The 15,005-nt window shown below is 41.6% G+C and carries 11 protein-coding genes; 10 read left to right on the top strand and 1 reads right to left on the bottom strand.

Going from position 1 to position 15,005, the window contains the following annotated elements; translation table 11 throughout:
* Positions 1 to 8 precede the first annotated feature (8 nt).
* The 3 genes from ppk1 (at position 9) to B3S92_RS00685 (ending at position 3,153) form a co-directional block, all read left to right on the top strand.
* Entirely contained in the window at positions 9 to 2,231 is a 2,223-nt protein-coding gene (gene ppk1, locus B3S92_RS00675) for a polyphosphate kinase 1 (protein ID WP_296201862.1), read from the top strand.
* A 292-nt stretch (positions 2,232 to 2,523) separates the two neighbouring features.
* Positions 2,524 to 2,700 carry a hypothetical protein gene (locus tag B3S92_RS00680; RefSeq protein WP_296201863.1) on the top strand — a complete coding sequence of 59 codons (177 nt, stop codon included), beginning with the start codon at positions 2,524 to 2,526 and terminating at the stop codon, positions 2,698 to 2,700.
* Between the two features lie 114 nt (positions 2,701 to 2,814).
* Positions 2,815 to 3,153, top strand: coding sequence for a hypothetical protein (locus B3S92_RS00685; protein WP_296201865.1), 339 nt, complete (start codon positions 2,815 to 2,817; stop codon positions 3,151 to 3,153).
* A 161-nt stretch (positions 3,154 to 3,314) separates the two neighbouring features.
* Here the strand turns inward: B3S92_RS00685 and B3S92_RS00690 are convergent, their stop codons facing one another.
* Positions 3,315 to 4,046, bottom strand: coding sequence for a tRNA-(ms[2]io[6]A)-hydroxylase (locus tag B3S92_RS00690; protein WP_296201866.1), 732 nt, complete (start codon positions 4,044 to 4,046; stop codon positions 3,315 to 3,317).
* 625 nt (positions 4,047 to 4,671) lie between these two features.
* Between B3S92_RS00690 and B3S92_RS00695 the strand changes: the two genes are divergently transcribed.
* The 7 genes from B3S92_RS00695 to B3S92_RS00725 all read left to right on the top strand — a co-directional run bounded on the left by B3S92_RS00695 (position 4,672) and on the right by B3S92_RS00725 (position 14,836).
* A complete protein-coding gene (locus B3S92_RS00695) occupies positions 4,672 to 6,873 on the top strand; it encodes a malate synthase G (RefSeq protein WP_296201867.1) in 2,202 nt (733 codons plus the stop codon).
* Positions 6,874 to 7,516: 643 nt separating this feature from the next.
* Positions 7,517 to 8,611, top strand: coding sequence for a porin (locus B3S92_RS00700; protein WP_296201868.1), 1,095 nt, complete (start codon positions 7,517 to 7,519; stop codon positions 8,609 to 8,611).
* 328 nt (positions 8,612 to 8,939) lie between these two features.
* The gene (locus B3S92_RS00705) at positions 8,940 to 10,568 is read left to right on the top strand and encodes a CTP synthase (RefSeq protein ID WP_077450925.1); all 1,629 of its coding nucleotides are present in this window, start codon (positions 8,940 to 8,942) and stop codon (positions 10,566 to 10,568) included.
* Positions 10,569 to 10,808: 240 nt separating this feature from the next.
* Positions 10,809 to 11,669 carry a 3-deoxy-8-phosphooctulonate synthase gene (kdsA, locus tag B3S92_RS00710; protein WP_296201869.1) on the top strand — a complete coding sequence of 287 codons (861 nt, stop codon included), beginning with the start codon at positions 10,809 to 10,811 and terminating at the stop codon, positions 11,667 to 11,669.
* 75 nt (positions 11,670 to 11,744) lie between these two features.
* Complete coding sequence (locus B3S92_RS00715) at positions 11,745 to 11,993, top strand: heavy-metal-associated domain-containing protein (protein WP_296201870.1); 249 nt, start codon at positions 11,745 to 11,747, stop codon at positions 11,991 to 11,993.
* 65 nt (positions 11,994 to 12,058) lie between these two features.
* The gene (locus B3S92_RS00720; protein ID WP_296201871.1) at positions 12,059 to 12,283 is read left to right on the top strand and encodes a copper ion binding protein; all 225 of its coding nucleotides are present in this window, start codon (positions 12,059 to 12,061) and stop codon (positions 12,281 to 12,283) included.
* Between the two features lie 219 nt (positions 12,284 to 12,502).
* The gene (locus tag B3S92_RS00725) at positions 12,503 to 14,836 is read left to right on the top strand and encodes a heavy metal translocating P-type ATPase (RefSeq protein ID WP_296201872.1); all 2,334 of its coding nucleotides are present in this window, start codon (positions 12,503 to 12,505) and stop codon (positions 14,834 to 14,836) included.
* The last annotated feature ends 169 nt before the right edge of the window (positions 14,837 to 15,005 follow it).

Consider the following 15,005-nt stretch of genomic DNA (forward strand, 5'->3'; position numbering starts at 1 on the left):
GTTGCATTATGACCACTACCACAGCCAATAAGCACAATGAGACAAAAGACAAGTCACAACAGACGGATGCTGATAAAGCAGTAAGTAACTCAGTGGTTGAGTTAACCACCTTGGACTGGGAACGTTATGAAGATGGCACTTACTCACCAAACAGCTATATCAACCGTGAACTTTCTTGGCTCCAGTTTCATTTAAGAGTTCTGGCTCAAGCTACCAATCCTAGTCATCCTTTGTTAGAGCGTTTGTTCTTCTTGATTATTTTCTCTTCAAACATGGATGAGTTTTTTGAAATCCGAGTTGCAGGACTTATGCAGCAACTCAATCACGGCAATATCTCGCATAAGCCAGATAAAATGCGTCCCAGTGAAGTACTACAAGAAATATCAGATGTGGCTCATGACGCCATTGAAGAGCAATATCGTATTTTAAATGAAGAGATCTTGCCTGCCTTGGCGGAAGAAGATATCCGCTATTTGAAGCGCGATGAGCTAACCCCAAAGCAAGCGCAGTGGATGAAAGAGTATTTTATTGAGCAGGTGATGCCGGTATTAACCCCGATTAGCATTGATCCGGCACACCCATTCCCGCGGCTGGTGAACAAAAGCCTAAACTTTATGGTGAGCTTGGAGGGTAAAGATGCCTTTGGTCGAGATATTAATCTAGCCGTCGTTCCCGCACCTCGCAGCCTACCCCGCGTTATTCGTTTACCTGATGAGTTAACCGGTGGCAAAGAGCACCACATTATGTTGTCGGCGGTGATTCATGAGCATGTGGGTAAATTATTCCCAGGCATGAGCGTCACCGGATGTAACCAGTTCCGCCTCACTCGAAATGCTGATCTTAAGCTGTCTGACGATGTAGAAGACATCGCTAAAGCGTTAGAAGGGGAGTTAGATAACCGCCGTTTTGGGGACAAGGTTCGCCTAGAGGTGACCACCAATTGTCCTAAAGAAATCAGTGATTATTTGCTTAATGAATTTGGGCTTCATGAAAAGCAGTTATATCGAGTTAATGGACCAGTAAACTTAACCCGTTTGCTGTTTGATTTTGATATTCCTAAGTTACGCTTTCAGCCATTTTCACACATCATGCCAAAGCCTTTTAGACGAGAGTCTTTTGACAAAGGTGAGAGCATGTTTACTGCCATTCGCCGTGGCGATGTGTTGGTACATCATCCCTTTGAATCATTTAACCCTGTGGTCAATATGATCTGGCAGGCGGCAAATGATCCTAAAGTTTTGGCAATTAAACAAACCCTATACCGTTCAGGGAAAAATTCTGAGATTGTGAAAGCCTTAGCTGCGGCCGCCAGAAATGGTAAGGAAGTAACCGCTATTATTGAGCTGCGCGCCCGTTTTGATGAAGCATCGAATATTGAAGTGGCCAATATGCTACAAGAAGCAGGTGCTGTCGTGGTCTATGGTATCGTCGGTTATAAGACTCATGCCAAGTTAATGCTGATTGTGCGCCGTGAGGACAATAAGATTCGCCGTTATGTGCATCTAGGGACGGGTAACTATCACGAAGGTAATGCGAAAGCCTATACCGACTACGGTTTATTTACTGCAGATCCTGATATCTCAGAAGATGTGCACAAGATTTTTCAAGAGCTTACTGGCATGGGAAAAGCAGCCAATGTTAATAAGCTGCTACATGCGCCCTTTACCTTGCATACTCAGTTAATGTCATTTATTGATGATGAGATTGCCAATGCCAAAGCCGGCAAAAAAGCCCACATTATCGTCAAATGTAACGCTTTAACTGAGCGTAATTTGATTGACAAGTTATATGATGCGTCACAAGCAGGGGTGAAGATTGAGCTTATTTTACGTTCTATGAGCTGTATCCGTCCACAGGTGAAAGGCTTGTCTGAAAACATCACCGTGCGTTCTGTTGTGGGCCGCTTCTTAGAGCATACCCGAGTGTATTATTTCTATAATGGCGGGGAGGAGCGTCTGTACTGTGGCAGTGCGGACTGGATGAGTCGTAACTTGTTCCACCGTGTTGAGGTGGCCTTCCCAGTAGAAGACCGTAAGTTATTTAAGCGGGTCTACCAAGATGGCTTAATTAGCTATCTAAAAGATAATGTACAAGCTTGGGAGTTAAAAGGGGATGGCAGTTGGCAGCGGATTCAGCCTAAACCAGGTGAAACTCCGTTTATTGCCCAAGATTATCTGCTACAAAAAATTAATAATGTCTCGGATATCGTGGCCCACCCAGCACAACAGTAATAGTATTATTCTTTAATATAACTACTTGGCTAATAATAAAAAAAGCAACTTTGGTTAACAAAGTTGCTTTTTTTTCAACATAATTAAACACAAAGCTACGTGTTTCCAGTAGTTAACTAACCATTAATCCCTATATGATAATAAGCATAACCAATAAGTTATAACTATAAAGGCTTTGAGTAAGACCTGAACTATAAGGGTTGAACTCTACAATCTAGTAGTCAGGTTAATAGTTAGGTTAAAAAATAATCAGGTTAAAACTTAAAGTAGTCCCATTCACAAGGAATATATTATGAGTAACGATAATAATAAAACGGATATCGAACAAGCAGTTGAAGAAGTTAACCCAAGTGAAGTTAGTGAAAACCTAGACCCTAACAATGCTGAAAGTGATGAGTCAAACTCAGCTAATTTATCAGATGAGCAAGAAACGCCGTTCATCGATGATAAGTTGCGTACAGATAAGTAGCTGGCTAAGGTTTTAGCAGTTCTTTGATGAATCATTTTCATTAAAGCTAGGCGACAGACAATTAACCAAACTTCGTAAATACTTTAAACCCATAACTATAATAAAGAGAAAAATATGTCTATTAATCAAACCATAAAAGTAGTTGATGATAATAATCGTAATCTGAATGACGAAGCACAAGTAAAAGATGAGCGTAGATTACAAGCTGATCCTAAACAAGCCCCTTCTATTGATCAGAATGTAGATACTGAGACCAGTGACAAAGGTAATCTAGAGCCTGGTGATTATGAAGGCAGAAAACATAAACCTGATATTGATGGGCCACAACAAGCTTCGCAAGAAACTGATGATGTCTATGAGGATGGGCGCGAAAAGGATGCTAAATTACCGCCCGCAGGTAAAAACGTTGGTGATTTAAATGCCTTTGATTTAGCTCGCCACGATAACGACTAGTGTGACGAGAGTAAGCGGCATAGATTAAAATAAATGCCATTTATTAAAACTCTCATTAATAAAGAAAGATCCACTAACTAAGTTAGTGGGTCTTTCTTTTATTTGATAAGCTTATAGGTTGGAGTTTGAAGCTTGCTAATTAATAGGGGAGGCTCAACATTTTAAACGGGGATACCACTATGAAATCTTAACTCGGTATCTGGGCTATTGATCAGCTCTGCCTCAACCTGCTTAAAAAAAGCAATACGTTGATCAACATTCATGGTGTCCTCATCGGTATTGATACTGCCATTAGTGGCTTTTGATAAGGCTTCAAGATCCACACTTGCCCCGTCTTTAGGCTCTAATGAGCGAGCGAGGGTAATATAGTCTTCATAATGACGGCTTTCAGACTTGAGCAGATAGCGATAATATTTTGCTAAACGCTCATCATCGACCACTTCACTTAAGGCGGCAAAGCGTTCACAAGATCGAGCCTCAATAAAGGCCCCGATAATTAGAATATCAATCATCGCAGCGGGTTCATAAGTGCGTTTGTGTTTTAACATACCTTTGGCATAGCGGCTGGCGGGTAAATGTCGCCACTTTTGGCCACGCTCTTCCATAATTCCCACTACTTGCTCGTAATGTAGCATTTCTTCTCGAATCAGCTGTGCCAACTTCATTTGTAGATCTTGATGAAACTCATAACGGAATATTAAGTTCATCGCGGTGCCTGCGGCTTTTTTCTCACAGTTGGCATGATCTTGAATAATAGTCGGCAAATCATTGACGGCCGCTTCAAGCCAAGCTTTAGGGGTAGGGGTCCCCAAGAAATCATGTATGTGAGAGATATCCGTTTTGGCAGGAGCAGTCACGGTGTTGTTTTGGTCATTAAGAAGATCGTCACTCATAATAGCAGCTCATTTATACCTTTGACTAAGCCAGACAGCAGGTGCAAATCAATAAGGTTATATTTTATTCAGGTTGATAGTGTATTCGGATTACAAGGTGTTTGGGTTAAAGGGTATTCAGATTAAAGGGCATAAAGTTAAAAAAGACTATTGTAACAAATTAGAGGTAACATATTAGGCTTAGCTATCCTTTTAGCATTTAGAAGCTTACTTTATGGCTTTAAAATTTAAGCGAATAAGGCCCTATTTAGGGCTATAAAAATCTTTTGTTACAGCTATTAACGGCTAATCAATGACACAGAACTGGCAAGTTTTTTCCAAAAATATTAAGTAATGCATTGATAATAAAGGGTTTAAATAGGACTATCAAGGCAGTAAAGACTAAACATTTATTTAAAAAATGGTAGTTTCTTGTTTATTTATCTCAATGATAGTAGTATGAAGAAAGACGGCCTCCTAGTGGGTCGTCAATCAGTATAAGAGTGTATTTCAGCTATGGGTATAGCACTAATTTGTTTCAATAAAATTAATAATAACTAGCCTAAAGATGCTTGTGCATAGGATAGGCTTATAGGAAACACTGAAGACACTGATTAATTCATTCACCAACAAAGGATCATATGGTATGAGTAACTCTGTTAATAACAATGAAAATCGCGTTCAAAAAGGCATCTTAGCCATTGATAGCCAACTTTATAATTTTATTGAAAATGATGTGCTACCCCGTGTTGGTGTGGAATCAGACGCTTATTGGTCTAACTTTGAAGAAATTGTTAAGAAGTTCACGCCACGCAACAAAGAGCTTTTGGCCAAGCGTGATGAGCTACAAGCCAAGATTGACCAGTGGCACTTAGACAACCCAACCAAAGATGGCGAAATCGACTATCCAAAATACAAAGAATTCTTAACTGAAATTGGCTACCTATTACCAGAAGGCGATGACTTCGAAGTTTCAACAGAGAATGTTGATCCTGAAATCGCTAGTATCCCTGGTCCACAGTTAGTAGTACCTGTACGTAACGCTCGCTACGCACTTAACGCAGCCAATGCTCGTTGGGGCAGCTTCTATGATGCCTTATATGGTACTGACGTAATCGATACCGCTGATGGTAAAGACAAAGGCAGCAGCTATAACCCAAAACGTGGTGAAGCGGTTGTGGCTTATGCCAAAGCTTTCTTAGATGAGAACTTTGCACTGTCGCAAGGCAGCTATACAGACGTTACTGGCTTTAGCGTTGACGGCGGCGAATTAAAAATTGCTCAAGGCGATAGTACCACTACATTAGCCAATACCGCTCAGTTTGTAGGCTATGTGGGTGAAGAGAGCAATCCAAAAGGTATCTTATTAAAGAACAATAACTTACACGTTGAAATCCAAATCGATGCCAGCCATCCAGTGGGCGAAACTGACCCAGCTCATATTAAAGACGTGTTATTAGAATCAGCGATTACTGCTATTCAAGACTGTGAAGACTCAGTAGCGGCTGTAGATGCTGAAGAAAAAGTAGAAGCTTACCGTAACTGGTTTGGTTTAATGAACGGTGACCTAACTGAGACCTTCTATAAAGGCGGCAAAGAGTTAACCCGTAAACTAAATCCAGATCGTGAATACACTACGCCAGACGGTGGCAAACTAGTATTACCAGGTCGTGCGGTATTGTTAATCCGTAACGTGGGTCACTTAATGCAAAACCCAGCGGTATTGGTAGATCTAGGTGAAGGTCAAGAAGAAATCTTCGAAGGCATCATGGACGCCTTGGTAACGCCACTATTAACCATCAATGATATTAAAGGCAACAATGAGCGTTCAAACTCTCGTGAAGGTTCAATGTACATCGTTAAGCCGAAGATGCATGGTCCTGAAGAAGTTAAGTTCGCTAACGAATTATTCGCAGCGGTTGAAGATGCGCTAGGATTGCCACGTAACACTCTAAAAATGGGTGTAATGGATGAAGAGCGTCGCACTACTGTGAACCTAAAAGAGTGTATCCGCCAAGCTAAAGAGCGTGTGATATTCATTAACACCGGCTTCTTAGACCGTACAGGGGATGAGATGCACACCAGTATGAATGCCGGTCCTTTCGTACGTAAAGGCGACATGAAGTCACAAGCTTGGTTACCTGCTTATGAGCAGTGGAACGTAGATGTGGGTATCGAGACAGGTTTAATTGGCCGTGCTCAAATCGGTAAAGGCATGTGGGCGAAGCCTGATGAAATGAAAGAAATGGTTGAGACTAAGTCTAACCATCCTCAAGCCGGTGCTACGACTGCTTGGGTACCTTCACCAACAGGGGCAACGCTACACAGTATCCATTACCATCAAAACAACGTAAAAGAGATCCAAGAGAAGTTCAAAGGCCGTGAGCGTGCTAGCCTAGATGATATCTTGACTATTCCATTAGCTAAAGACACTAACTGGAGTGAAGAAGAGAAACGTCAAGAGCTTGATAACAACGCTCAAGGTATCTTAGGTTACGTTGTACGCTGGGTTGATCAAGGTGTAGGTTGTTCAAAAGTACCTGACATCAATAACGTTGGCCTAATGGAAGACCGTGCAACGCTACGTATCTCAAGTCAGCACATCGCTAACTGGTTGCACCATGGTATCGTAACTGAAGAGCAGGTTATGGAGTCTATGAAGCGTATGGCTAAAGTTGTTGATGAGCAAAACTTAGGTGATTCAAACTATATGCCTATGGCTGAAAACTTCGACAACTCGATCGCTTTCAAAGCCGCTTGTGACTTAGTATTTAAAGGTCGTGAGCAGCCAAGTGGTTACACTGAGCCATTGCTACACGCTGCCCGCTTAGAGCTAAAAGCGCGCTAAGCTGACTGGTGAATAAAATAGGCTTTATATAGCTTAGTCTTTATATATCCGTCCTAATTTCCCTTTGGCGTATTTGATATACGCCTTAGGGTTTTTTATTGCCTGTAGCAAAGTGCTGTGACCTATTAACCTAGGACTAAAATATAGCTCTGGAACTTAAGGGTGAATAACAGCCATTTAGCTAGCCGAAAATGCAAGCAAATAGCAAATATAAGCCCAAAATGTATCTAAGACTGGTTATCAATAGCGGCTAAATAATTTTTTTAGTACTAATTTTTTTAAGAAAATCAGTGTTTTAAATAAAATCTAGGGGGTTACAGCAAATAAAAACATTGAAATAAATGTTGCAAATTATTTCAAAGTTGATATCCTTAGATTGAAAGTATGAGTTTGGTTAGTGATGTAACAGAACTATAAATATAGTTTTATCTTGTATCGTTATAATATGAAACGAATAGATAAATTCAGTTACTCATTTAACAGATATGTCACATAATGTTGCCATAATCATATTTAAGTCAGTTCTAACTAAGTTTGTCTCTTTTTTTAGGTACAAGTAAAGTTTAGATCTTTTATGGAAGAAACTGGGCGTTAGCTTGTTAGGGCAGCCCATAACTAAAATTGTAAAGTGGAGATTTACCCCATGAAAAAACTACTTTTAGCATCAGCTGTTGCTGCTCTATCTGTATCTGCGGCTAACGCTGCTCCAACTGTATACGGCAAAATCTTTATGACTGCTGATTACGTTGATGAAGAACTTAAAAACATTAACCATGATGAAAATGGTGTTGAGATTAGCTCACAAGGTTCACGCGTAGGTTTCAAAGGTTCAGAGCCATTATCTGCTAATACTGACGTGGTATATCAATTAGAGTATGGTATTGATGTAGACGGTGATGACCATGAAACTTTCAAAAACCGTGACACTTTCCTAGGTCTTAAAAACAACACCTTTGGTGAGTTCCGTGCCGGTAAAAACCAATCAACTACTGACTACATCAACAACGTAGTAGTAAACGAAGGTTTTTGGGATAACTTAGGTTCTACTAAACTAGCTGACGAGAAAGAAGTAGCAGCCTTAACAATGGCAGACAGTAGCCGTATCAACAACTCTATCGTTTGGATGGCGCCCAAGTTTGAAGGTGTACCAGTACAGTTTGCTGCTATGTACGCTAACGATGATGATTACGCTGGTGAAAAAAATAGCGGTTGGGGTGCTTCATTATTGTTTGACCAAGGTGCTGGTTATACCTTCGGTCTTGCTTATGAAGATGATTTAAACCTTCGTAGTGAAGTAGAAACTGTTGCTGGTGGCAAAGTATTTAACGGTGGTGATTTAATCCGTGGTACCGCTACTTTAGACCTAGCTACTTTCAACTCAGGTTTCCCTGTGACGCTAGGCGCTTTATATCAAGAAGCTGACTATGATAATGGCGACAAAAAAGAAAAAGGCTATGTAATTAGTGCTCAAATGGGTCTAACTAATTTTGCTAAGCCTGCAACTATTTACACTCAGTACAACAACACTTCTAACCTAAACGGTGTAGATGGTTTTGACTCAAGTCAAATCGTTGTGGGTGGTAAGTACTACTATCAGAAAAACATGATTGCCCATGCTTATATCGGTCAAAACGATGCTGATAATGTTGTGAAAATTGATAAATTTGGCAATCGTTCAGCAAACCTTGGCGATGGTAAAGTGTTCGCAGTTGGTGGCGGTCTAGAATACAAATTCTAATCTAAATTAGAATCTTATTCTCAAAAAGCTCATCCCTTCGGGGATGAGTTTTTTTATGGGTCAAAACTTTAAATTAGCAATGAGTGCTAAAACCATACCTATTTTCATGCGTCTACACAGCAAGAAACTGTTACACTATGCCCCTGACGACTGTTGTGTATTACTATAGTCAGGCTCAAATCTGAAGGTTTTTGATGAGTGTATCAATATATCCTGCCTATCTAATTGCAATCTTAAAGTTAATACAAAGTCAACCCTGTAAATTCTCCCTCAAATTTAGTAAAATCTCTTTTTACCAACTTGCGACTGTCGCATTAAGACTGAAACTATGACTAAATTTATATTTGTGACCGGTGGGGTTGTGTCCTCACTAGGTAAAGGTATTACCGCAGCCTCTTTAGCGGCCGTATTAGAAGCACGTGGCCTAAAAGTTACCATGACCAAAATGGATCCGTACATCAACGTTGATCCAGGTACCATGAGTCCCTTCCAACACGGCGAGGTGTTCGTTACTGAGGATGGTGCTGAAACGGATTTAGACCTAGGGTATTACGAGCGCTTTTTACGCCACTCAAAAATGAGTAAAACCAACAACTTTACCAGTGGCCGTATCTATCAAACTGTATTGAATAAAGAACGCCGTGGTGACTATTTGGGCGGCACAGTACAAGTTATTCCGCACATCACTGATGAGATCAAACACCGTATTCACGCTAGTGGTGAAGGTCACGATATCGCTATTATCGAAATTGGCGGTACTGTGGGTGACATTGAGTCACTACCGTTTATGGAAGCGGTTCGTCAGATGCAAGTTGAGCTGGGCCGAAATCGTGCCATGCTTATGCATCTAACTTTAGTGCCTTATATTTCAAGTGCGGGCGAAACTAAAACTAAGCCTACTCAGCATTCAGTAAAAGAGCTGCGCTCAATTGGCTTACAGCCAGACGTTTTGATCTGTCGCTCTGAGCATGCCATTGGTGAGGACAACCGACGCAAGATTGCGCTATTTACCAATGTAGAAGAGCGTGCGGTTATCTTATGTGAAGATGCTGATAGTATTTATCAGATTCCACGTACGCTACATGAGCAAGATTTAGACGATATTATCCTAGAGCGCTTTGGTATCGAAGCACCAGAAGCCGATCTATCAGATTGGGATAAAGTGGTTGATCGTCTGTTGAATGCTGAAGGTAAAGTAACCGTAGCTATCGTAGGTAAATACGTAGAGCTACCCGATGCTTATAAATCAATTAACGAAGCTTTATTGCATGCCGGTATTACTCATAAGACTAAGGTTGAGATTGATTACGTTGATGCTGAAGCATTAGAGACTGACGACAGTTTAGTTCAGCAACTAGAGCAGGCCGACGCTATCTTAGTACCTGGTGGATTTGGTGAGCGCGGTAAATTAGGTAAGATGCGTGCCATCACTTATGCGCGTGAAAACAATATCCCATTCTTAGGTATCTGTTTGGGTATGCAATTGGCAGTTATCGAATTTGCGACCAACAAGTTAGGTCTAAGAGCGGACTCAACTGAGTTTGATCGTCAAGCCGAAGAGCCTATTATTGGTCTAATCACTGAGTGGTTGGATGAAAAAGGCGAGTTACAAGTTCGCAATGATGACTCAGACTTAGGCGGTACTATGCGTTTAGGTAGTCAGAAGGCAGAATTGGTGGAAGGCTCCAAGCTACATCAAATCTATGGCTCTAAGATCATCACTGAGCGTCACCGTCATCGTTATGAGATGAATAACCGCTATATTGAGCCATTAGAAGAAGCAGGTATGAGCATCTCAGGTTATTCTGCCAAACAGCATTTGGTTGAGTCAGTAGAGATTGCCGATCATCCTTGGTTTATTGGGGTGCAATTCCACCCTGAGTTCACCAGTTCTCCACGAACTGGTCATCCTTTATTCGCAAGCTTTATTGAAGCGGCAATAAAAAACCAAAAGTAAGCTGATAGCAATTAGTGAATGACAAGCAAACGGGTTATTGTTTTGATAATCCGTTCTATAAAAAGAGGTTGGGCTATCCTAACCTCTTTTTTGTTTCTTAAGCTAAGTTTGGTGTTTTGTACATAAGGTTTGTATTTGACTTAGCTTGTACTACAATCAATATATCGCCTTCTATAGTTAGTAAGTTCATACTTAGACCGTTTAGATTTAGAATTTATAGATAATAAAAAAGAGACTTTTATGACTGCATTAACTCAAGCACAATCACAAATTCAATTAAATGATATTACCATCGCCAACGATAAGCCTTTTGTACTATTTGGCGGCATGAACGTTTTAGAGTCAAAAGAATTGGCTTTTGAAATTGCCGAGGGTTACATCGATATCTGTAACCGATTGGGCATTGGTTATGTCTTTAAGGCAAGCTTTGATAAAGCCAACCGCTCTAGCCTAAATTCATACCGTGGCCCTGGTTTAGAAAAAGGCGTAGATTGGTTGGGTCAAATCAAAGAAAAATATAATGTGCCAATCATTACCGATGTTCACGAGCCATACCAAGCTGAGCCAGTGGCAGAAGTAGCCGATATCATTCAGCTCCCTGCTTTTTTAAGCCGCCAAACAGATTTAGTTCAAGCTATGGCGAGAACTGGGGCCATTATTAATGTCAAAAAAGCACAGTTTTTAGCCCCGCATGAGATGCGCCATATTATCAATAAGTGCTTAGAGGCAGGTAATGATAAAATTATCCTTTGTGAGCGTGGGACTTCCTTTGGTTACAATAACCTAGTGGTAGATATGCTTGGCTTTGATACTATGAAAAAGATGGATGTCCCCGTATTCTTCGATGTGACGCACAGCTTACAGCAGCCTGGTGCGCGCAGTGACAGTGCTGGTGGTCGCCGTGAGCAGATTACCACCTTGGCTCGTGCGGGCATGGCAACAGGTCTGGCAGGATTATTTTTAGAAGCTCATCCAGAGCCAGAATTAGCAAAATGTGATGGTCCTTGTGCGTTAAGAATGAGCCAATTAGAACCGTTCTTAAAGCAGTTAAAACAGATTGATGATTTGGTAAAAGGCTTTAGCGTATTAGATACTCACTAATCTAATAGGCTGATATTAAGTTAATCCTATAATTAATTACCTAAAGAACTTATAAATAAATCAGAGGGGGGCAGTATGGCGATTCAACAGGTCCAATTTAGTATCAAAAACATAGATGATGCTGAAGGTATTCAAGGGGTTATTACGGCCTTAAAAAATATCGACGGTGTTCAAGCAGCCGAGCTGTCCCCGGAGACTGACACAGGTATTGTGCAGTTTGAAGATACCAAAACCTCTATCCATGCCATTAAGGCGGCTGTCAGTATGGTAGATTATGTTACTCAGCCTTTCCCTGTGGATGCTCCCGCCAATCCAAAAAACTAGTCAGCATCAAGTAGAATATAAATTAAATATAAGCCAAAACTATAAAAAATGATAAGGAGTAGGTAATGAGTACAGAGACTCGCGTAATTAACATCGACGGTATGACTTGCGGCGGCTGCGTAAAAAGCGTAGACAGCGCTTTAACACAGCTTGAGGGAGTGCAGTCAGTAGAAGTAGATCTAGAAGGCAATAAAGCTTCAGTGACTTATGATTCCTCAGCAGTAGCCGTTGATGCTATAGTAGAAGCCATTGAAGAGGCAGGCTTTGATGCGGTAGTTGCAGGCGAATAAGCCAAAAGGGTTAATAATTTTGTTTTATTAGCTCGATAAGCCAGCTTTGTGCTGGCTTTTTTGTTTTCAAGCTTTTTATTTTATAGATCAAAACTCTGATAGTTTAAAACGCCTAGCAAACAGTTAATCCTTACATCCATTGATTATACGGTGCTTCCTGTCTAGAATTCTTCGCGAGTTATTTCTTTTTATTTCCACTTAGTTAACCTTGGTGTTGTCATGTCCACTTCGCAAGCTACAAATAACCATAATAACAATCAAAATAATGCTAAAAACAAACCGCCAATTTCTACTGAAAACTTGGCCAAGGCCCAGTTTCAAGTTGAAGGCATGTCGTGTCAAGCATGTGCCACTCGTATCGAAAAGGTTTTAAATAAAAAACCAGCCATTGCTTCAGCAAGCGTTAGTTTTGCTGGTGAGACTTTGAACGTCTCCTATGATGCCAGTCAATCCAATGCTGAGCAGATTAGCGAGTGGGTCAGTAAGACAGGATTTACTGCAGTGCCTATGAGGGATAACCAAATCCCTCAGGCGGCCGATAAGTCTATGGATTGGCGCTTGGTGCTGATCTGGATTTGTATGATTCCTTTTTTGATCGGTATGGCTGGCATGATGCTCGGTCAAGGGATGAGCTGGATGCCGGCATTATGGATCCAGTTTCTATTGGCCACGTTTGTTCAGCTAGGATTGGCCGGTCCTTTTTACCGTAGTGCTTGGGCTTCTATCAAAGGTGGTCTGGCCAATATGGATGTATTGGTGGTTATTGGGACGGTAACCATTTGGGCTTATTCTACCTATATTTGGTTAGAGAGCTTAGGCGTTAACCTATTAGATAACAGTAGTTTCGCCTTAAGTTGGTCAGACATCACTAGCCATAGTGCGGCTCATGTTCCGGTGTACTTTGAGGCCGGAGTGATGATTATTGCTTTTGTTAAGCTGGGCAAATACTTAGAGCAGCGTACCAAGAAGCACAGTCTAAATAGCATTAATATGCTACTAGAGCTGACACCCACCACAGTGGAGAGATTGGTTACTGGTAAACCGCAGCAAGCAATACAGCCTGAGACCAGCGATGCAGAATTAAGCTTTGAGCAGGTAAATTTAAATGAAGTGCAACAAGGGGATGTATTGCGCGCTAAGCAAGGGTCACGAGTGGCAACAGACGGCATTGTCATCTCAGGGGAAGGCTGGTGTGATGAAAGTCATTTAACTGGAGAGTCGGTTCCTGTTACCAAAAATAAAGGCGATAAAGTGCTGGCTGGTGCCATGGTTGAAAACGGTAGCCTCAACTATCAAGTTACCGCAAAAGGCAGTGATACTCAGTTAAGTGATATGGTAAAGGCCCTGAGTGAGGCTCAAGGTAGTAAAGCGGATTTGGCACGTCTAGCGGATAAAGTAGCGGCGGTATTCGTGCCGGTGGTGGTCCTGATTGCCTTGGTCACGTTTGGGTTGACCTTATCTATTACTGGGGCAATGGACAAAGCTATTTTGCATGCGGTCTCAGTACTGGTTATTGCTTGCCCTTGCGCGCTAGGACTGGCTACTCCGGCGGCTATTATGGCCGGCATGGGCGTGGCAGCTCGTCATGGAGTATGGTTCAAAGACGCTCAAAGCTTAGAGATGGCCGGTAGTGTAGATACGGTTGTCTTTGATAAGACGGGTACTTTGACCAAAGGTAAGCCGCATATTGTTGATGCCATGATGGTCAACAAGACAATTAAAGCAGATGATGTGTTGCAGTTGGCCGCCAGTGTCGAAGCCCATGTCAGCCATCCTTTAGCAACGGCTGTGGTAAATGCTGCTCAAGTTAAAGACATACCTCTGCTGGTAGCTGATAAGGTAGATGTGGTATCTGGACTTGGGGTAAAAGCTGTCGTAGAAGGCTTTGGTGAGGTAAAAGTAGGCACTGCTGAATTTGTGGGCTTAAAACTATCCAAAACATTACCCAAGGTATGGCAAATAGCCAGTACCATTGCAGTCAGTGTCGAGGGAATGCCGCTGGGTATGTTTGCTTTGGCTGATGAGTTAAAAGAAGAAAGTCCTCAAGCTGTTAAAGCCTTGAAGCAAGATGGCTTAGAAGTAGTACTGTTAAGTGGTGACAAACCATCAGTGGTGCAGCAGGTTGCCGATGATTTAGATATCCAAGTGGCACATGGTCATTTTAAACCTCGTGATAAAGCGCAGTGGATTGAGGCGCACCAAGCAGTGGGTCATAAAGTGGCCATGGTAGGGGATGGGGTGAATGATGCGCCGGCAATGGCTACGGCTTATGCCAGCTTTGCTATGCTAGAGGGGACAGAGGTCGCCAAGCACAGTGCCTCAGCCAGATTAATGGGTGACTCGATTATGCAGGTGCACTCAGGGGTAGATATTGCCAAGGCCACCGTGCGTAATATTAAGCAAAACCTATTTTTTGCCTTTGTTTATAACTGTTTGGGCATTCCTTTGGCGGCTTTTGGCTTATTAAACCCGATGATTGCTGCTGCGGCCATGGCATTAAGCTCAATTTCGGTATTAATGAACGCCCTTCGCTTGACCCGTCATAAGGTTTAAGTTGTAGCAATAATTGCTGGGGCTTATGTTTTTGGTAAATGCTCATCAATAAGCCCTTTTATTTGTAGATAATTGCTTGGTAATCGATTTGAAACATCCTAGAATTTGGGAATTTGTGCTATCATTACCCAAATTATTTTTCACAAAAAAATACGTTAAGAACTCACTT

This window comes from Psychrobacter sp. UBA3962 (assembly GCF_002385225.1).
GTDB lineage: Bacteria > Pseudomonadota > Gammaproteobacteria > Pseudomonadales > Moraxellaceae > Psychrobacter.

Coding starts and splice junctions, on each gene's coding strand:
- ppk1 (WP_296201862.1), top strand. CDS start 9: ATGACCACTACCACAGCCAATAAGCACAATGAGACAAAAGACAAGTCA.
- B3S92_RS00680 (WP_296201863.1), top strand. CDS start 2,524: ATGAGTAACGATAATAATAAAACGGATATCGAACAAGCAGTTGAAGAA.
- B3S92_RS00685 (WP_296201865.1), top strand. CDS start 2,815: ATGTCTATTAATCAAACCATAAAAGTAGTTGATGATAATAATCGTAAT.
- B3S92_RS00690 (WP_296201866.1), bottom strand. CDS start 4,046: ATGAGTGACGATCTTCTTAATGACCAAAACAACACCGTGACTGCTCCT.
- B3S92_RS00695 (WP_296201867.1), top strand. CDS start 4,672: ATGAGTAACTCTGTTAATAACAATGAAAATCGCGTTCAAAAAGGCATC.
- B3S92_RS00700 (WP_296201868.1), top strand. CDS start 7,517: ATGAAAAAACTACTTTTAGCATCAGCTGTTGCTGCTCTATCTGTATCT.
- B3S92_RS00705 (WP_077450925.1), top strand. CDS start 8,940: ATGACTAAATTTATATTTGTGACCGGTGGGGTTGTGTCCTCACTAGGT.
- kdsA (WP_296201869.1), top strand. CDS start 10,809: ATGACTGCATTAACTCAAGCACAATCACAAATTCAATTAAATGATATT.
- B3S92_RS00715 (WP_296201870.1), top strand. CDS start 11,745: ATGGCGATTCAACAGGTCCAATTTAGTATCAAAAACATAGATGATGCT.
- B3S92_RS00720 (WP_296201871.1), top strand. CDS start 12,059: ATGAGTACAGAGACTCGCGTAATTAACATCGACGGTATGACTTGCGGC.
- B3S92_RS00725 (WP_296201872.1), top strand. CDS start 12,503: ATGTCCACTTCGCAAGCTACAAATAACCATAATAACAATCAAAATAAT.